Annotated in this window: 11 protein-coding genes; 4 read left to right on the plus strand and 7 right to left on the minus strand. The window is 35.6% G+C overall.

The features are described from left to right. Position 1 precedes the first annotated feature (1 nt). Positions 2–940 (plus strand): YihY/virulence factor BrkB family protein, encoded by a 939-nt coding sequence (locus tag HNP36_RS15600; RefSeq protein WP_184165629.1) that lies wholly within the window; start codon positions 2–4, stop codon positions 938–940. Between the two features lie 122 nt (positions 941–1,062). On the opposite strand, the gene argS is transcribed toward HNP36_RS15600, so the two are convergent. The 5 genes from argS to HNP36_RS15625 all read right to left on the minus strand — a co-directional run bounded on the left by argS (position 1,063) and on the right by HNP36_RS15625 (position 12,446). Further along, complete coding sequence (gene argS / locus HNP36_RS15605; protein WP_184165631.1) at positions 1,063–2,823, minus strand: arginine--tRNA ligase; 1,761 nt, start codon at positions 2,821–2,823, stop codon at positions 1,063–1,065. A 125-nt stretch (positions 2,824–2,948) separates the two neighbouring features. Then, positions 2,949–4,382: a SusD/RagB family nutrient-binding outer membrane lipoprotein gene (locus tag HNP36_RS15610; protein WP_184165634.1), complete on the minus strand. Its 1,434-nt coding sequence runs from the start codon at positions 4,380–4,382 to the stop codon at positions 2,949–2,951. Positions 4,383–4,388: 6 nt separating this feature from the next. Beyond that, positions 4,389–7,412 carry a SusC/RagA family TonB-linked outer membrane protein gene (locus HNP36_RS15615; protein ID WP_184165637.1) on the minus strand — a complete coding sequence of 1,008 codons (3,024 nt, stop codon included), beginning with the start codon at positions 7,410–7,412 and terminating at the stop codon, positions 4,389–4,391. A 403-nt stretch (positions 7,413–7,815) separates the two neighbouring features. Further along, entirely contained in the window at positions 7,816–9,462 is a 1,647-nt protein-coding gene (locus HNP36_RS15620) for a SusD/RagB family nutrient-binding outer membrane lipoprotein (RefSeq protein WP_184165640.1), read from the minus strand. Positions 9,463–9,473: 11 nt separating this feature from the next. Then, a complete protein-coding gene (locus tag HNP36_RS15625; protein ID WP_228456405.1) occupies positions 9,474–12,446 on the minus strand; it encodes a SusC/RagA family TonB-linked outer membrane protein in 2,973 nt (990 codons plus the stop codon). 364 nt (positions 12,447–12,810) lie between these two features. Here HNP36_RS15625 and HNP36_RS15630 point away from each other — a divergent pair, with 364 nt between their 5' ends. Next, positions 12,811–13,395: a ribonuclease HII gene (locus tag HNP36_RS15630; RefSeq protein WP_184165646.1), complete on the plus strand. Its 585-nt coding sequence runs from the start codon at positions 12,811–12,813 to the stop codon at positions 13,393–13,395. Between the two features lie 465 nt (positions 13,396–13,860). Here the strand turns inward: HNP36_RS15630 and yidC are convergent, their stop codons facing one another. Together yidC and HNP36_RS15640 are read right to left on the minus strand one after the other, a co-directional pair. Then, the gene (gene yidC / locus HNP36_RS15635) at positions 13,861–15,681 is read right to left on the minus strand and encodes a membrane protein insertase YidC (protein WP_184165649.1); all 1,821 of its coding nucleotides are present in this window, start codon (positions 15,679–15,681) and stop codon (positions 13,861–13,863) included. Positions 15,682–15,885: 204 nt separating this feature from the next. Beyond that, on the minus strand, positions 15,886–17,493 hold the full coding sequence (locus tag HNP36_RS15640; protein ID WP_184165652.1) for a CTP synthase: 1,608 nt from the start codon (positions 17,491–17,493) through the stop codon (positions 15,886–15,888). A 152-nt stretch (positions 17,494–17,645) separates the two neighbouring features. On the opposite strand from HNP36_RS15640, the gene HNP36_RS15645 reads away from it, so the two are divergent. Together HNP36_RS15645 and HNP36_RS15650 are read left to right on the plus strand one after the other, a co-directional pair. Then, positions 17,646–18,248, plus strand: a complete 603-nt coding sequence (locus HNP36_RS15645; RefSeq protein ID WP_184165655.1) for a CDP-alcohol phosphatidyltransferase family protein — start codon at positions 17,646–17,648, stop codon at positions 18,246–18,248. Next, positions 18,238–19,041, plus strand: coding sequence for a phosphatidate cytidylyltransferase (locus tag HNP36_RS15650; RefSeq protein ID WP_184165658.1), 804 nt, complete (start codon positions 18,238–18,240; stop codon positions 19,039–19,041). Before HNP36_RS15645 ends, HNP36_RS15650 begins: the two co-directional genes overlap by 11 nt. The last annotated feature ends 2 nt before the right edge of the window (positions 19,042–19,043 follow it).

Here is a 19,043-nt window from a genome sequence, read left to right on the forward strand (position 1 = left end):
TATGATCAATAATATCAAATTTTTCTGGGAGGTGCTTAAGGAAACCTTCAACGAATGGAACAATTCTTCCGCATCAAAAGATTCGGCAAGCCTGGCCTATTACGCGATTTTTTCTATTCCCGGATTATTGATCATTATTATATGGATTGCCGGAAATTTCTTCGGTGAGGAAGCCATCCGCGGTGAGATTAGCAACCAGATCAGTGGGTTAATGGGAAAGGATGTTGCGAAAAGTATTGAAGGAATGATTGCAGGCGCACTTATTGACAAACAGAATGTTTTTATGAAGATAGTAGGAATAGGATCTTTGGTCTTTGGTTCCACTACATTATTCTTTCAGTTACAACATACTTTAAATACCCTTTGGGATGTGGAAGCGGCTCCTAAAAAGGCTTTGATAAAATTCCTTTTAGACAGGGCCAATTCATTGGGAATGATTCTTATTCTCGGTTTTTTGCTGATGATCACCATGATCTTATCTTCAACAATAAGCCTTCTTAACAACTGGATCACGAATTATTTCGGCCTTGAAACCTATATGCTGGTAGAGTTCGTGAATTTTGCTATTGGTTTCGGGCTGGTCATGCTGTTATTTGCCCTGATGTTTAAAGTGCTTCCGGATGTGAAGATCAGTTGGAAACCCGTTTGGAAAGGAGCTTTACTGACCACTATTCTGTTCACTTTAGGTAAATTTTTACTGAGTCTTTATTTTGGTAATTTTAAACCAACCTCTACTTTTGGTGCAGCAGGAACAGTTATATTAATTATGATGTGGATCAATTATTCCTGTATGCTGGTTTTTTTCGGAGCCGAGTTTACAAAGGTATATAACTATAAAAAGGGCTATAATGTTATTCTTTCCAAACATGCAAGATGGAGCGCGGCTAAGCTGTACAGGGATAGCAAAAAAGATGGTGGGAATGAGGTGAAAGAAAGTTGAGACGGGGTTCGGGATGCGAGGTGCAGGATTCGGGTTTTGAAATTCCGTGTATTGATTGTCGTTTATTTTTGATACATTTTATTTAAAAAATAGCCTCCCGAATTTCAGGAGGCTTTTATTTTTTACATTCTGTCTACGGTTCCGATACCGAGGAGCGCTAATGATTTTCTGATTGTTTTGGCGGTAAGATCTGACAGATTCAAACGGAATCGTTTTAAATTCTCATCTTCCAGTTTCAGGATAATATTACTCTGATAGAATGAATTGTAAGATTTAGCCAGGTCATAAACATAATTAGCAACCAAGGCAGGGCTCAATGCTTCTGCTGCTCTTTCTACAATTGTTTTGTAGTTGGCCAAGAGCATAATCAATTCTTTTTCAAACTGATTCAAAGCAACATCCGAAACTTCTTTATATTGGTAATCAGCTTTTGCCAGTAAAGATTGTGTACGTGCATAAGTATATTGGATAAACGGACCTGTATTTCCATTAAATTCAATACTTTCTGCCGGATTGAACAACATTTTCTTTTTAGGGTCTACTTTCAGCATGAAATATTTCAATGCTCCCATTCCAATAATCTCGTAAGAGGCCACTTTTGCTTCTTCTGACAGACCTTCAAGTTTCCCTTGTTCTATAGCTTTCAGTCTTGCTGTTTCATGCATTTCTGCCATCAGGTCATCTGCATCTACTACAGTCCCTTCACGGGATTTCATTTTACCTTCAGGAAGCTCAACCATTCCATAAGAAAGGTGAAATAACTGGTCTGCCCATGAATATCCAAGTTTTTTCATGATTTTAAATAACACCTGAAAGTGATAATCCTGTTCGTTTCCAACCGTATAAATCAGCTTTTGGATATTATTGTCTTTGAAACGCTCTACAGCCGTTCCCAAATCCTGGGTCATGTAAACGGAAGTTCCGTCTGAACGAAGTAAAAGTTTCTGGTCTAAACCTTCATCAGTAAGATCACACCATACGGAGCCATCTTCTTTCTGATAAAGAACACCTTTGTCCAATCCTTCCTGGATAAGATCTTTTCCTAAAATGTACGTATTACTTTCGTACTGAACCTGATCGAAATCTACTCCAAGTCTTTTATAGGTTTCATTGAATCCTTTATAAACCCATGAATTCATTTCGTTCCAAAGGTCTCTTACTTTCTGATCTCCGTTTTCCCAATCCAAAAGCATCTTTTGAGCTTCTTTGATCAATGGAGCATCTTTTTTAGCCTGTTCTTCTTCTACTCCCTGCCCTACAAGCTCTGCAATTTCTTTTTTATAGTTCTTATCGAATTCTACATAATAATTTCCTACAAACTTATCTCCTTTTGTATTAGTAGTTTCAGGAGTTTCTCCATGTCCGAATTTTTCCCAGGCCAGCATAGACTTACAGATATGAATTCCTCTGTCATTAATAATCTGAGTTTTGATCACATCGTGCCCCGCTTCTTTTAAGATCTGAGCTACAGAGAATCCCAATAAATTGTTTCTGATATGCCCCAGGTGAAGAGGTTTGTTGGTATTTGGCGAAGAATATTCCACCATAACTGTTGAATTCTTCTTTTCAATCGTATCAAAATTGCTGTTTACGGATCTGAAGTTATCCACAAACAATTGGTTTTGTACTTTAACATTAAGGAAACCTTTCACTACATTAAAGCTCTCAAACAAATCAGACTGCTCTGTTAAAGCTTCACCCAATTCAACGCCAATACTTTCCGGATTTTTCTTCAGTTGCTTTACCAAAGGAAAAGTAACAATGGTAAAATCACCTTCAAATTCCGTTTTATTTTCCTGAACCTCCAGATTGATGTCTTTTAACTGATAAACATTTAAAATCACCTCTGAAAGTTTCTTCTCTATACTATCTTTAATATTCATGTGTATGTATTACTTTTTTAAAGGCCAGTGGAAATAGCCTTACTTCCTGCAAAATTTTGAGATACAAATATACGGAAATAAAAAAACCGCCCGAAGGCGGTTTATTTGAATCTGGATATAATTTTTTAGTTGATATCCCAGAATAATTTTGTAGTAAGTTTATCACCACCGATTGCAGCACTTGCAGCAGCACTATTCGTACCATTTGTTGTAGCTTCTGCAGGAGGATACTGAAGTCTCACAGGAACTTTCCCTCCAGCATTTGGAATTGCTGTTGTAGGAGCAACTAATTGAGGATAATCTAATCTTCTATAAAAATTCCAAGAAGTTACTGCTTGATTGTACATAGCAACCCAAGCTTGTTCTCCAATTGATTTCTTCCAATTTGAAGCATTATATGGATGAGCTACCAGATAAGCAGCTGCATTTGCTTCTTTCCCCCAATCAGCAAAAGAAGAGGTAACGGCAGTATTGTATAAAGTAGCAGGGCTTCCTCCAATTCCCCATCTTGCTGCTGCTTCAGCAAGGTAGAAGCTTACTTCTGTATAGCTTAAAAGAACTCCAGGTGTAGTAGCGTCTCTAGTAAAAAGGCCTGGTTTTGAAAAGCTAGCAAAAGCTCCAGGTGCACCAATTACCTGACCAACATATTGACCTGCAATCGGACCTCTATAGTATACACTAATCCTAGGATCAGCAGTAGTATTCATATAGTCTACTAATGTTTTTCCAGCAATAAAATCATTTCGAGATGTTACTTCCTGATATATAGGATTCTCATTAGGGGAAGAATCAAGATATTGAAATTTACAATCATCATCTGAATCAGACATCAATCCACCTGAAATTGCATGATTTACAGTATTCTGGGCTAAACTTGGATTAACATCCGCTAAAGCTATTCCTAACTTAAGCAACAATGAGTTACCAAATTTAATCCATTTTCCAACGTCTCCTTTATAAAATATATCTCCACTACCAAAAGCATCTGAGCCTGTAGATAGATTATCTATATCAGTCGTTAATCTTGAAATAAGTGAGGCATAAATATCAGATGCTTTATCGTATTTAGGAAGTGGATAAGCATCTATATCCAAAGCTTGTGTATATGGAATATCACCATAGGTATCTACTAAAACCTGAAATGTATAAACCTGCATCATATCAATCACGGCCAATTGATTTTTCTTTATATCAGGCCATGTTGGAGCTTCTTGAACAGCTGGAACATATGCATCAATAGTTCTTCTTGCTTGGTCCAAATTCTTTAATACATTTACATAGTTGTCTGTCCAAACATTATTAGATACGTTTCGGTTTGTAAAATCATAATTACTTTCATTTACATAAATAGTCTCTTGCCAGTATTGCATGGTTAACCTAAAATTGTTTTCATTAACATTAGGCGTTGTCATATAATCACTTAATTCTTTCTGCGCATATGTTATTAATGCTTCTGGTGTGGTATTATATGTTGCATGCTGATCTGTGTTTACATCATCACTTGTTGAACATCCTACGAACAACATAGCGGTTAACGATGTTAATATATATTTTCTCATACTTTCTTAAAAATTAATTTTCACATTAAACGAGATATTTCGTGTAGTCGGAAGCGGACCTGATTGGTATCCTTGGATATTTCCTGAAGAAAGACCTGCTTCAGGATCTGAATAAGGCAAATTTTTATGAATAATCCAAAGATTATTACCTATTAAGCTCATAGACATTCCTTGTATAAATTTAGAATTAAAGAAATCTTTATTAAATTTATATGTTATCGCTACTTCTCTAAGTTTTACGAAACTTGCATCATAAACGTAAGCAGCTCCTGGCAGGTCCGTTCCTAACACCTGACTAGATCTAGATCTATCTAATCTGATTGTATTTGGAATATATTGCCCCGGATTATTTGGATCAGCCATTACTCCTGGCATAATTACACCTCCACCAGTAGCCAAAGTATTTCTTATAGGATTCCCTAAATCATTCGTCCCTACTGAGTCAGGATAGATTCCTGTTCCATAACCATAAAATTGATCTAAAGAATATACTTTTCCACCTTGTCTCCAATCAATTAAAAAGCTTAATGATAAGTTTTTATATGTTACCATATTGTTTAACCCTGCACTCCATCTGGACTGGAAACTTCCCTGATTGTAAGTTGCTTTATCTGTCACTAAATAGGCTCCGTTTGCTCCTACAATCTTTTGTCCATTTGAATCATAAACAAAGTCAGAGGTCCAAAGAGTACCATAATCTCCATTTAAAGGAGCATTAACACTCGCCCCTCCCTGAAGCCTACCAATTGAAATATTTTCAATACCTGGGCTAAGTGCTGTAACTTTAGTCCAAGGATTAGACCAGTTTAGATTAAGATCCCAAGAGAAATTATTTGTTTTAATAGGAGTTATATTAACAGCTACTTCAAATCCCTCTGTTGTCAATTCACCGGCATTCTGAGTTTTAGCCCCCGCACCTGTAGCAAATGAAACAGGTAATGCCAAAATTTGATCGTAAGCTTTATTCTGGAACCATGATACATCAAATCCTAAGCGGTTATTAAACAGTTTTGCTTCAATACCAAGTTCAACATTTTTAAGTCCTTGAGATTTAAGATCGAAGTTCCTAAGTACTGTGTTATAAGCATATACCGGAATATCTCCGTAGGAAGGCTGTGAAAAATATCGATTCATCAATTGATCTGCATTTGTATCTGATCCTACTTGAGAATATCCAGCACGTACTTTTCCAAAATTCAACCAACTGGCCTTTATTAAATTAGAAAAAACAATACTTCCTGATATTGAAGGATACCAATAAACAGCATCCGTACTAGGTAATGCAGTAGACTGATCTCTTCTAATAGTACCTTCTAAATAATAGGTATTCTTATATCCTAATGAAACCTGAGCAAAAGCACCATATACATATTTTGAAACATCAGAAATCAATGGCCTAGCAGGATTAGATCTAGAATTAGCTATAGTATAAATTCCTGGAGTATATAATCCTCCAGATGTAGACTGCTGATTTGAAAATGCTTTCTGAACATTTACATTTCCTCCTAATAAAGCACTTACATTAAAATCATCAGTCAAATCTTTCTTGTACGTGGCAATAAGATCATAGTTCGTTTCACTGAACTTATAATTACTTAAAGCATATCCTGACGGTTGAACAACCGTATTTAATCCAAAATTATTTCCTATATAAGATCCAACTGCTTTTCTATCTTCTGTCATCATTGTATATCCATCAGTTCCCATTCTAAACAATAGATTAAATTCTTTGCTTACATCATAGTTTAAACTGAAGTTTCCTGCGAACCTATCTCTTGAATCATTCTGGTAATTTTCATATCTCTGGAAATAAGGGTTATCCCAAAATGCTGGAGTCAAATCATCTGTTGCATTTATATTCCACGTATAGTTCTTTTTATAGGCATTATACAAATACTGCAAATCTTTAATATCTACGTTTGTAGCCCACCATTGTCTAAAGTTAGTCATAATGTTATCATTATAACCTGTACTATTTCTACCTTTAGTTTTCTGAGTAACATAATTAGCATAGAAGTTTGCTGTCAGTTTATCTGTAAGTTTATAAGATGCATTCCCACTAAAGTTGTTTTTCATTAGTGAACTATTCGGCATGATATCAGAAGCATTTGTATTGGTATAACTCAAACGGTATGTAGCTATATCATTACCTCCACTAAAAGCTAAACTATTTACATATGTGGATCCTACATCAAAAAATTTGATAGGTCCATTTTTTGCCATTTGCCAAGGAGTTCTTTGCCCTTCAGTTGGTGAACCTGGAGTAAAAGCTCCATACTGCCATACCATTGATCCGTCATAAGCAGAACCATATGATGCATCATTTCCAAAATCAACAACTTGGCTACCATCTAAAGTCCCTGCAAAGCTTGTTCCTCTGTATCCTTGTCCATACTGGGTTTGATATTTAGGAAAAGTCGATTTATCCACAGTTGACATCGTAATGGAACTAGAAAATTCCATCCCTATACCTTCTTTATTCTTCTTTCCTTTCTTAGTTGTAATTATAATAACACCATTTTGAGCTCTTGACCCATAAAGAGCAGTTGCAGCTGCACCTTTAAGAACGTTAAGAGTTTCTATATCATTAGGGTTTATATCCGATATTGAACTACCGTAGTCATAACCTCCTCCGCCCGTGGTTTGGGAAGCTGTATTGATATTATTATTTATAATGGGAATTCCATCTACAACAAACAGGGCCTGGTTATTACCTAATAGAGATTTAAACCCTCTCATTACAACATTGACAGATCCTCCAAAGTTGGTACTTTGTTTAATCTCTAATCCAGCCACTTTACCGGATAAGTTATTCAGAAAGTTACTTGTAGGATTTTTATTAACTGCTTCTCCCTTCACTTCTTGGGTAGCATAACCAAGAGATCTTTTCTCTCTTTTAATTCCGAGTGCAGTTACAACTACCCCCTCAATTTCTTTTGTTTTTACAGTATCATTCTTCTGTTGAGCATTTGCAATTGCTACAGATGAAGATATCACCAAAACAAGCAGACTTGTTGTTAGTTTCTTCATATCAAATATTAATTTTGTATCCTGTACAAATTTGTAAAACTTTCTTAAAAACACAAAACAAAATCTTAAAAAAATATCATTTTTTCACCAATTCATAAAATTACTATTAAACAAATTATTAAATTATGTTAAAAGCAAAATAATTAACATATATATAATATTTTAATAATACTATTTTTTAAGAAAGCATAAATCGTATTAATTGATAATTTCTATGTAAAATATTAGTTGAATTCAACAATAACAAATTGATTATCAATACAATTAATCACACAAAAAGGATAAAAAAGAAGTTGAGAGATTTCAATACAATGCTACGCATATTAAATTTCATTCCTAAGAAAAAGCTCTAAAAACAAAAAAACCGCCCGAAGGCGGTATTAAAATATATTAAAATTTAAAATCAATTCTGATTCCAGAAAGGAGTATATTGATTTTTAGTAAACAACTGAGCACTTGTAAGATTTGGTACATTCTCACTATTTGCAGAATATTCTGTTGCAGGATACATTAAACGGTATGGCTTATTAGGCACACTCGCATTTACAGCCATTGGTGTAGCCGGGTAACCTGTTCTCAAATAATCGATAAATGACTCTGTAGGGGTTACATTGGTCATCGCTAACCACTTTTGTGTCATAATCGCTTCTAAAATTTGAGTATTGGTTCCAGTCCAACCTAATCCAGCTCTTGTGGAAATACTAGTTTTGTAAGTTGTCATACCAGCAGTAGCTGCTCCTAACCAAGCTCCTGAAGCATCAATCCCTTCTTCGAATCTTGCTTGCCCACCTGAGAATTGAGCAGGATAACGTAATGCCGCTTCAGCCTGCAAAAATTTACTTTCAGCTAGAGACATAATCATACCTCCTCTAGCATTTCCAGCCGCAATAAGTGCTGCATTTGTTGTTACAGAAGCTGAACCAATAAATGTTCCATTTCCAAATCTTGAAGTAGTAGTAAGATCAAGTGGTGCGCCTGGCTGTCCCGATTGAGCTCCCTGTCTAACACCTTTTACCTGAGCAGTGCCCTGATAAGTGATTAGGGTAAACAATCTTGAATTTCTAGGGTCTGTAACACCTGTAAACTTAGTATACATTGGATCTGTTGAATAAGGCTGTACACTACCTACTCTATTACCATTAAGAGCAATGGCAATATGCTCGGAAGCTGTTGTTGCATTATAATTCTGTGGCAGAGCAGTTGCCCCCGAATTAATTCTATAAGAAACTAAAAACGGATTCATCTTCTCATCTGTTGCATTAGAATATCCTGGATTTACTGTAACATTCTGTGTAATATATGCAGATGTAGCAGTTGGAAGTGTTGCCAGCTTTTGGTTTCTATATGTAGCCATATCACCTGTTACATTAGACATTCTAATAAGCATTCTTAATTTCACTGTATTAGCAAATGCTTTCCAGTTAGTCATATTACCTGCAAAAATAACATCAATATTACCAGGGTTTACCGCATTAGAATTACCAGCATCAATAATTGCAATAGCGGATTCAAGATCTGAAATTAAAGCTTTATAGATTTCCTTGTCATCATCATATTTCGGTTTAGTATTCTCCCCTCTTTTGAAAGCTTCAGAATAAGGAGCGTCACCGTATAAATCAACAATATACTGCATATAAAAAGCTTTCAAGATCTTTGACATAGCTACATAATAATCCTGCTTATGATCTGTATTTGGATAATCTTCAATCAGTTTAAGATTGGCACACTGATTATATATTGTACTCCAAATAGCAGGATAGAAAGAACTATCTACAGTAGACAAAGTAAATTCTCTACTAAAACCACCTCCAAATGCATAGACATTAGAACCCCAGCTATTTATCATCAAATTACCAAAATCCATCATAGAACCAGCACCAGCCGTCTGAACTCTATGGATCTCCGTTGCTGCACCTGGAAATACAAAAGCTGGTGATATATCTTCGATATGAGCTGCATTAGGATTCTCGTTGATATCCAAATAATCATTACAAGAAACAGCACCTAATGATAGCGCTAATATTAAAATCGTATTTTTTATTTTATTCATTTTATATAATTTTAAAAGGTTGCATTAAAACTAAATCCAAAAGTTCTAGTTGTAGGATACTGACCCGCGAAAGCGATACCGAATGCGTTAGGTCCACCTACTCCCAAAGCTTGTCCCGGAGTTTTATCAATAGCTCCCGAGGTACTAGCAGTCTCAGGATCTGCAAAGTTTCTGTTGGATTTTGCATACCATACGAAAGGATTTCTGGCATACACACCTAATGTTACACTGTTAACAAATGTATTCTGTAAAAGAGCTTTTGGTAAAGTATAGCTAAGAGCAATCTCTCTGATTCTCAATGCTGAACCATCAACAACCAAGTTTTCACCAACAGATCTATATGCACCTGTAAAGAATGTATTAACATTGGTATAATCTGCTCCACCTACAGGCGTAGTATTTGGAACATATTGACCACCTACCAATTGAACGGAATTCGGAACAACATATCCCTGGGATCTATCAAAGTTTGCAGTCTCCTCTAAAGCTCCTACATAAGCCAATTCTCTTTTTGTCATGGCAACAAAACTATTTCCTGTTCTGTAATCTGCCGTACCTGATAAAGTGATTCCTTTAAATTTAAAAGATGTACTGAATCCTAAAATATAATCAGGAGTAACTTTTCCTAAAACCTGCAACTCCGGATTAACCAACGGGGCTCCGTTAGCTCCAACAACTATTCTTCCATCTGGGTCTCTTAGATATGCAGAACCCATAATTAAAGGAAACTGCTCTCCTACTTTAGCATAAATACCAACATTCGGAGTAGAATACGTCAAAAGATTCACTCTACCTGACGGATCTTCTATAGCTGTTACCTCCGATTTATAAGTAGAGTAAGAACCACTAACTCTCCATTCAAAATCTTTAGACTTAAATGGTACAAGCTCTAAGTCCAATTCATATCCTTTATTGGTCATATCTCCAACATTAGCAAGTACTGAAGCTAAACCAGACGCTGAAGAGGTTGTCTTTCTTGTGATTAGATCATCTACATCGGTTTTAAAAACAGCTGCACCTAATGAAATTCTGTCTTTGAAGAATCCTAATTGGATAGATGCTTCTTTCGAATTTTGGAATTCAGGTGTAATATTTGGATCTACAGGTGTTCTGTTGATAGCAAATGATGCTACATTAAATGGAAAGCCCACAGGAATTGTCCCCGTTACTTCATCTAAACCATAGGTAGTAATACCTGAGGAGTTACCTACTCTAGTATATCCAGCCGTAATTTTTGCGTAATTTAAAACACTGTTTTCTTTAAGGAAGTCAAAAGCTTTTGTAGGGATGAAAGACAAACCAAATGAGTAATATGGCTGACCTTTTATAGAGAATTCATCTGTACTTGTATCTCTCTTGGCAAGAGCCGAACTTTGCTCATACCTAAAAGTAGTATTAAAATATAAATAATCTTTAAATGCCAAGTCTAAGTTTGCAAGCCCTGCTACTGATCTTCTTCTCGTTTGTGTATTTGCTAAATTTCTGGTAGCATCTAAGTTTAACACGTTATTGATATGATAAAAACCAGGTACCTGTAAGTTTGATCCACCTTGTGTAACTACTGTATTACTGGCATCCGTGGTGTTCATACCTAGATTAAGCTTCATATTAAGGTTATCAGTCAAATCATAATCAAAATTAACTAATAAATCACCATAATAGTCCAATCTCTTACCTATACTCTTGTAGTAATTAGAGGTTGTTGCTGCATGCAAAAACTGGTTACCTGGATTGTTTCCATCAAATATAGTTCCTGGAGCATTCCAAAATTCAGTGAATTGGTATCCATTATTGTGACTCTCCCCAAGGGTGGAAGCTGTTATAATATTTGCCAAATAAGAAATACTTATATTTTTATTGATTTCATATTCTGCTTTTAAGTTTCCAATAAAATTGGTCACTTTATTATCATATCTCACATTCTGGATAGTCCAATATGGATTATCAATGTAAGCACTCCAAGCACCCATAATCCCAGAATTAGCGTAATTTCTTACGTTTACATTCGTAGGAGTTTGTAATAATTGATCATAAAGGTTAGAATCGGTTTCAGATGTATGCTGATCAACTAAATTGAATGTTCCATCTATTCTGAAATTACCTAATTTTTTTCCTGCTTTAAATAGAATATTGTTTCTTTTTAACTGATCCTGATCTATAACAAAGTCATTTTGAACTCTGTTGATGGATAAAAATGCATAAGAGTCTCTCCCTCCAACATTCATTGACAAACCATTCTGGAACTGCACACCTGTTTTAAAGAAATTTTTCAAATGATTATCAATAGGCGCCCATGGTCCTGTAATGAAAGATCCATCAGCCTGAGGTAAACCAATAATAACATTTTGCCCAGCAAAATGCGGGTCGTTATAAGACGGTCCCCAAGAACCATTTTCATAAGGTACCCAACTGGTTCCGTTATAGTCTGTAGGATCATAAGTGCTATCGCCCGGCCAACCCTGACCATAGGTTTTTTGATAGATAGGCAGCTTATAAACAGAAGAAAAATCTATATTTGAAGTCAATGTAAAACTGATTTTTTCAGAATTAGTCCCCTTCTTTGTTGTTACAATGATTACTCCATTTCCTCCTCTTTCTCCATACAAAGCAGCTCCTTGCTGGCCTTTGAAAACATTTACACTTTCAATAACTTCAGGAGGCAATTGTTGAAAAATAGCTGCCGTAGAAACCGCTCCATCTATAACTACCAAGGCACCGTTATCCCCTGTAATAGATCTTTGCCCTCTCAAGTTTATGGTTGCCTGAGAGTTCACACTACTGTTAGGAATATTAATCTGTAAACCGGAAACTTTCCCAGTTAATGCCTGTACTGCATTGGGGTTACCTGCAACAGTAAGCTGGTCAGTTTTAACCACTGCATTATTACCTGTAAAAGCATCATTTTTTTTCTTGATACCAAGAGCTCCTGTTACAACAACTTCTCCGATGTTCTGAGTTCTCAGCGTGTCCTGTGCACTTACCATTGTAAAAGTTGAAGTAAGAACTATTGCAAGAACACTAGTCGTTAATTTCTTCATATTTAAATTGATTATTTTTTTATAGTTGCAAATATGTGAAACTTTCTTAAAATCACCAAATTTTTTGTTAAAATATTTAACTTAATAATCAATCAATCATCAAAAAGCCAAATATTTATAAATACATCAACAGAAACCCCATATTATTTAAAAGAACATAAAACAGCCTTGTTAAACACAATACAACCATTGCGTCAAACAGAAGCAATATATTCATCCATATCATTAAATATTTAAGAAAAAAAACATCTCTCATTAAAATATAAATTTCATTAATTTTACACCATCTTATGATTTGATAAACAATTACATGGATTTACTAAAAAAATGGACAGAGCTTTACATCGAAGCAGGATGTGATGAAGTAGGAAGAGGCTGTCTGAGCGGACCGGTAGTTGCAGCCGCTGTTATCCTGGATGACAGTTTTGAGCAAAACTTAGTTAATGATTCCAAGAAATTGACATTCAAAACAAGGATGGATTTGGATAGCTACATAAAAGACAATGTAAAAACGTATGCCATCGCAGAACTGCCTCCCACATTTATTGATGAACACAACATCCTCAACGCCAGCATTCATGCAATGCACCGGGCTTTAGATCAATTAACAATAGTTCCTGAATTGATTTTAGTAGATGGCAATAAATTCCATCCTTACAATTATATCCCCCATCAATGCATTATAAAAGGTGACTCAAAAATATTATCTATTGCAGCAGCTTCCATACTGGCCAAAAATTACAGGGATAGATTAATGATTGAGCTTCATGACGAACACCCGCAATATGGCTGGAATACCAATTTTGGATATGCTACGAAAGTCCATCAGCAAGCCTTAATAAAATATGGACCAACCAAGCATCACAGACAATCATTCAGGCTGAAGTATGATTAAATAATTATTTTCAACCCCAAAAAATTTAATAAAAAAGAGAAGCACAAACAGCTTCTCTTTTTACTTTATAATACTTAATCAATACTTCCTGTTTAAAATCTCTTCAAGCCGAACTCCCTTACACTATCTCAACATTATACACTATATAAAATCTGACAAAAAATCAAATAAAAATATTTGGAAATAGATATTTTATTTATATTTGAATTACAAATCATATATAATTTTTTTGAATTTTGATAAAATTTAAAAACAATCTTAATATTAAACTATGAAAAACATTACAAAAATTGCAAATGCCAAACTAATCAGTAAAAGTCAATTAAAGCAAATTATGGGTGGACAGATCTGTCCTTGTGATACACCATGCCCATACATGAATCAACCCGTACCAAAACCTTGTAATTAAAAATAAAAAAGAGAAGCAAATTTGCTTCTCTTTTTTTTATAAAAACCTATTCTGTTTTATTTCTTTTTTCTCTGTTGCTCCTGCACTTTTTGTTGCTCCTGAGCCTTCTCCATCATCTCTCTCATTCTTTTCTGGAACTTACCTTCAGATTTTGGCTTTTCTTTATTAGCCTGAATCTGGGCATGAATTTTCTTTTCGTCCAGTATCCAGTACTTAATTACAAGGATAATCAGGATATTGATCGCATTCGATACAAAATAATACCATGAAAGACCTGATGCGGATGTATTAAGGAAGAACAGGAATGTAATAGGGAAAATATACATTAACACTTTCATGTTTGGCATTCCCTCCTGTTGAGGCTGCTGCATATTTCCTGAAGTCATTACCGTATAAATAAGGATCACAATGGTACATGCCAATGCAAAAACACTTAAATGATCTCCCAGGAACGGAACTTTAAAAGGCAGTTTAATCAAATCATCATAAGCCGTTAAATCTTTTGCAAACCAGAATCCTTTTCCTCTAAGATCTATAAAGTTCGGGAAGAAACGGAATAAGGCATAGAAAATAGGAATTTGCACCAATGCCGGAAGACATCCCGCCATCTGATTCACACCCGCCTTTCGATAGATTTCCATAGTGGCCTGCTGCTTCTTCATTGGATCGGCATCTTTCAGCTTGACATTTACTTCATCAATTTCAGGACGGATCACTTTCATCATTGCACTTAATTTGTGCTGCTTGTACATGATTGGCGACAAGATCAGTTTTACAATGATCGTCATTAAGAAAATCACCCATCCCGCAGTAATTCCCCAGCCGGCAATAATATTATACATCGGCATAAAGAATCCACGGTTCATCCAACCGATGAAGGACCATCCTAATGGTAAAATTTCGTCGAAATTTTTATCATAAGATTTTAACAGAGGTAAATCAAGCGGCATAAAATACCAGGTAAAGTCCTGATTAAGCTCGCTTCCTGTCATCTGCACGAATCCTTCAAAGTTAAGTTTCTTCAGGTATTCACCTTCTTCAATGGTCTCCTGGCTTCCTTTACTTTGTGTGAATCCGTTTTTAGCTTCAATTACAGAAGAGAAAAACTGCTGTTTTACACCAATCCAGTTAAGGGTTTCTTTTTCTTCATTCATTTCTGTTCTTCCGTCATAATCATAATCTTTATAATTATTGAAGGCATAAGAGAATTCAGAATGAGACTGTTCCTGCGCTCTACCCTTTTCCAGGTTTCTTACATTATAATCCCAGATAAAATCTGCTTTATTATCAGCGGTAACCGCAGCAAGTCCTTTTGTTCTTACTTTAAAATCTAAAGCGTACTGATCTTTCAGTTCAGCATTCGGATTATTATTTAAGGTATATATAAACTGAATTACTGCTCCGTTGTAATTTGCAGTTAAAGTAGCTATGCTTCCGTTTATTACCGGAGAGAAAACTAAATCTTTAGTATTGATTACTTTTCCGGTTTTATCTTTAAACTGAAAACCATAGTTGGAGTTCTTTTTATCGATCAGGTAAAGCGGAAGGTCTGCCTTATCTGTTTTATGGTTGTATGCTTTATACTTCGAAAGCTGTACTTTGGAAACCTGGCCTCCCAGACTTGAAAATTCAACATTCAGTTCCTTGTTAGCCAAAGTAGCCGTCTGAATGGCACCGGGAGTTACATTTGGATTGATATTGCTTACCTGAGTCTGTTTTACAGCGTTTTTCACCTGTTCGGTCTTCTGTTGCTGAGCTTTTAACTGCTCCTCTTTCGACTGCTTGTTCTGGAAATAGAACATGAATCCGAAAAGAACCAAACATAAAACCGCAAAACTGATCATTTGACTTTTATCGATTCCGTTGTTTTGTTGCATTTTATTTTTGTTATAATTAAAATTTCCTATTCTTAGCTTGCTACAAAACTATAAGAAAACTGATAAATCTGTAGCGAATTTGAGCTGACAAAAATACTGTTTTTTTATCAAATCTCTATACTATAATACATTACTATATGATAAACTCAAGCTGAGAATAATCAGCCTGAGTTTACAGTAAGACGTTTATGGTATATAATTACCTTATTTCTTTTCGCAAGCCTTGATAAAAGCTCTGAACAGAGGATGCGGCGTTGCTACTGTACTTTTATATTCAGGGTGGTACTGCACTCCTACATAGAATGGGTGATCAGGAAGCTCAAGAGCCTCTACAAGACCCGTTTCAGGGTTTGTACCTGTTGCAAGGAAACCATTTTTTTCAAATTCCTGAAGATAATCACTGTTAAACTCATAACGGTGACGGTGTCTTTCGGAAATATTTTTGCTTCCGTAGATTTCGGATAGTTTTGAATTGTTTTTTAAAGAACATTTCCATGCTCCAAGACGCATCGTACCTCCTTTGTCTACAATATTTTTCTGCTCTTCCATTAAAGAGATCACAGGGTCCGGTGTCGCTGTATCAAACTCCATGGAATTTGCTTTGGTATGTCCAAGAACATTTCTTGCAAACTCAATGGTCATGATCTGCATTCCCAAACAGATTCCCAGCATCGGAATTTTATTTTCCCTTGCATATTGTGCGGTAAGGACTTTTCCTTCAATTCCCCTATCTCCAAATCCCGGAGCTACAAGAATACCGTTTACCCCTTTCAGGGTATCTTTAATATTTTCTGCTGTGATATCTCCACTGTAAACCCATCTTACTTTTACTTCAGTTTCAAGATCGGCACCGGCATGTTTGAAGGCTTCAGCAATAGAAATATAGGAATCCTGAAGGGAAACATATTTTCCTACCAACGCTATTTCTACCGTTTTTTTAGGATTCTGGAATTTTTTAAGGAAATTTTTCCATTCCTTGATATCGGCCTCCTTATCACTTTTAAGATCTAAACCTTTCAGCACAACATCATCAAAATTCTGCTTCTGAAGATAGATAGGAACTTCATAAATGGTTTCAAGGTCTTTACATTCAATTACATTATCTAAAGGAACATTGCAGAACTGAGCCAGTTTTGCTCTCTGATCTTTTGGAATCTTATGTTCTGTTCTGCAAACCAAAACATCCGCCATAATCCCGCTTTCCATCAGCTGACGAACGGAATGCTGTGAAGGTTTTGTTTTCAATTCACCGCTTGAAGCCAGGTAAGGCAATAAGGTAAGGTGAATCACCATAGAATTTTTCTCACCAAGCTCCCATTTCAACTGGCGTACAGTCTCGATGTATGGAAGAGATTCAATGTCCCCTACAGTTCCTCCGATCTCAGTAATGATGATATCGTAGTTCTGCTTGGAAAGCATTTTGATTCTGCGCTTGATCTCGTTGGTGATATGGGGAATTACCTGAACTGTTTTTCCAAGGAAATCTCCTTTTCTTTCTTTTTCAATAACTGTCTGGTAAATTTTCCCTGTAGTAACGTTGTTGTTTTGGGAAGTAGGAGCATCAAGATAACGCTCGTAGTGACCTAAATCCAGATCCGTTTCTGCACCATCTTCGGTTACATAGCATTCTCCGTGTTCATATGGATTCAGTGTTCCCGGGTCGATGTTGATATAAGGATCCAGTTTTTGGATCGTTACGTTAAAACCGCGTGATTTTAACAAAAGTCCCAGAGAAGCAGACACGATTCCTTTTCCCAAAGATGAAGTTACACCTCCTGTCACAAAGATGTACTTTGTATTCTTTTTACTCATTAGATTAGGTTTGTGCAAAGTTATGGGAAAAAGAGATACAAAGCAATTTTTTAAATTTTGAAAACGGAAAAAGCATCCTCTATCAATTATAAATTCTGATTAAAAATTTTATCTATATTTGATAAACACAATGACAAAAAGCTATAACCAACATGATTTCGGTATATAAACTAAAACCAAAGTTTCAGCAGCTGCTTACCCCGGTTTTATTATTTCTGCATAAGAACAAGATCACAGCCAATCAGATTACGATAAGCTCTGTTTTACTGTCTGTTATTATCGGAATATTATTCTGGAATGCAGATCTCTCAAAATGGTTTTTCCTGAGCCTTCCCATCGGGCTGCTTTTAAGAATGGCTCTGAATGCTTTGGACGGCATGATGGCCAGAAAATTCAGCCAGACCAGCAAATTGGGGGAAGTTTTAAATGAAGTCGGAGATATTGTTTCAGATATAATCATCTTTTTTCCTTTATTAAAATTCCAGCCGGAAAGTTTATACCTCATTGTTATCTTTATTATACTAAGCATCATCAATGAGTTTGCAGGCATTATGGGAAAAGTAGTTGGAAAAGAACGCCGTTATGACGGTCCGATGGGCAAAAGTGACCGGGCTCTGATCCTGGGGATTTATGGTCTGGCAGTATTTTTCGGAGCTCATATTTCAGGGATTTCACAATATATTTTCGGACTTATTATTATTCTGTTGATAATCAGTACATACATCCGGTTAAAGAAATCATTATATGAAGCCTGAAGAAAATAAATTTGCAGATGTTCCTTTAAGAGTAAAAACATGGATCTACATCATCATTGTTTTTGCATTGGGAATTTCCCACCCTCTTGCTATGAAAATTTTCGTTTCATGGATCAGTTTTCAGTGCTTTTTTGAGTTTTTGAGATTGTTTAAAATCAATTCAAGCCATATTGTACCTTCTTTATTTATAGGAGTTGTACAATTTTTTCTGTTCTATTTTTTTAGTATAGAAAATTATTTTTTGTACAGTTCTGTTTTGGCAGTTGCTGTACTATTATACTTTATTTTTTTTAAAGCAACTGTAAAGCAACTGTATGGAATTATGATAGCTTTACTGGTATGTCTTTTCGCTTTCCCACATCTTTTATTCATAAGGGAAATGGCTTCCGGACTGAATTCCATTATTTTTATTGTTGTGGTCACCGAATTGAATGATGTTTTTCAATACCTGATGGGCAAGTTTTTCGGAAAACACAAAATAACGCCTAAAATAAGTCCCAATAAGACTTTGGAAGGCTTTATCGGCGGTGTTTTTCTTACCGTAATTTTAAGTAATATTTTAGGATTCTTCTTACTGAAGACAGATATTTTCTTCAATACTATTTTAGGAATTATTCTGGGAATCTCAGGATTTTTTGGCGATGTATTCATGTCTTATTTAAAAAGAAAAGCCAATATAAAAGATACCGGAACCCTGCTTCCGGGACATGGCGGACTCCTGGACAGAATGGACAGCCTTATCTTTAATGCCCCAATTTTCTTTTGGGTACTTTCTGTTGTTGTAAAAAGCTGAAT

This window comes from Chryseobacterium shigense, assembly GCF_014207845.1.
Lineage (GTDB): Bacteria > Bacteroidota > Bacteroidia > Flavobacteriales > Weeksellaceae > Chryseobacterium > Chryseobacterium shigense_A.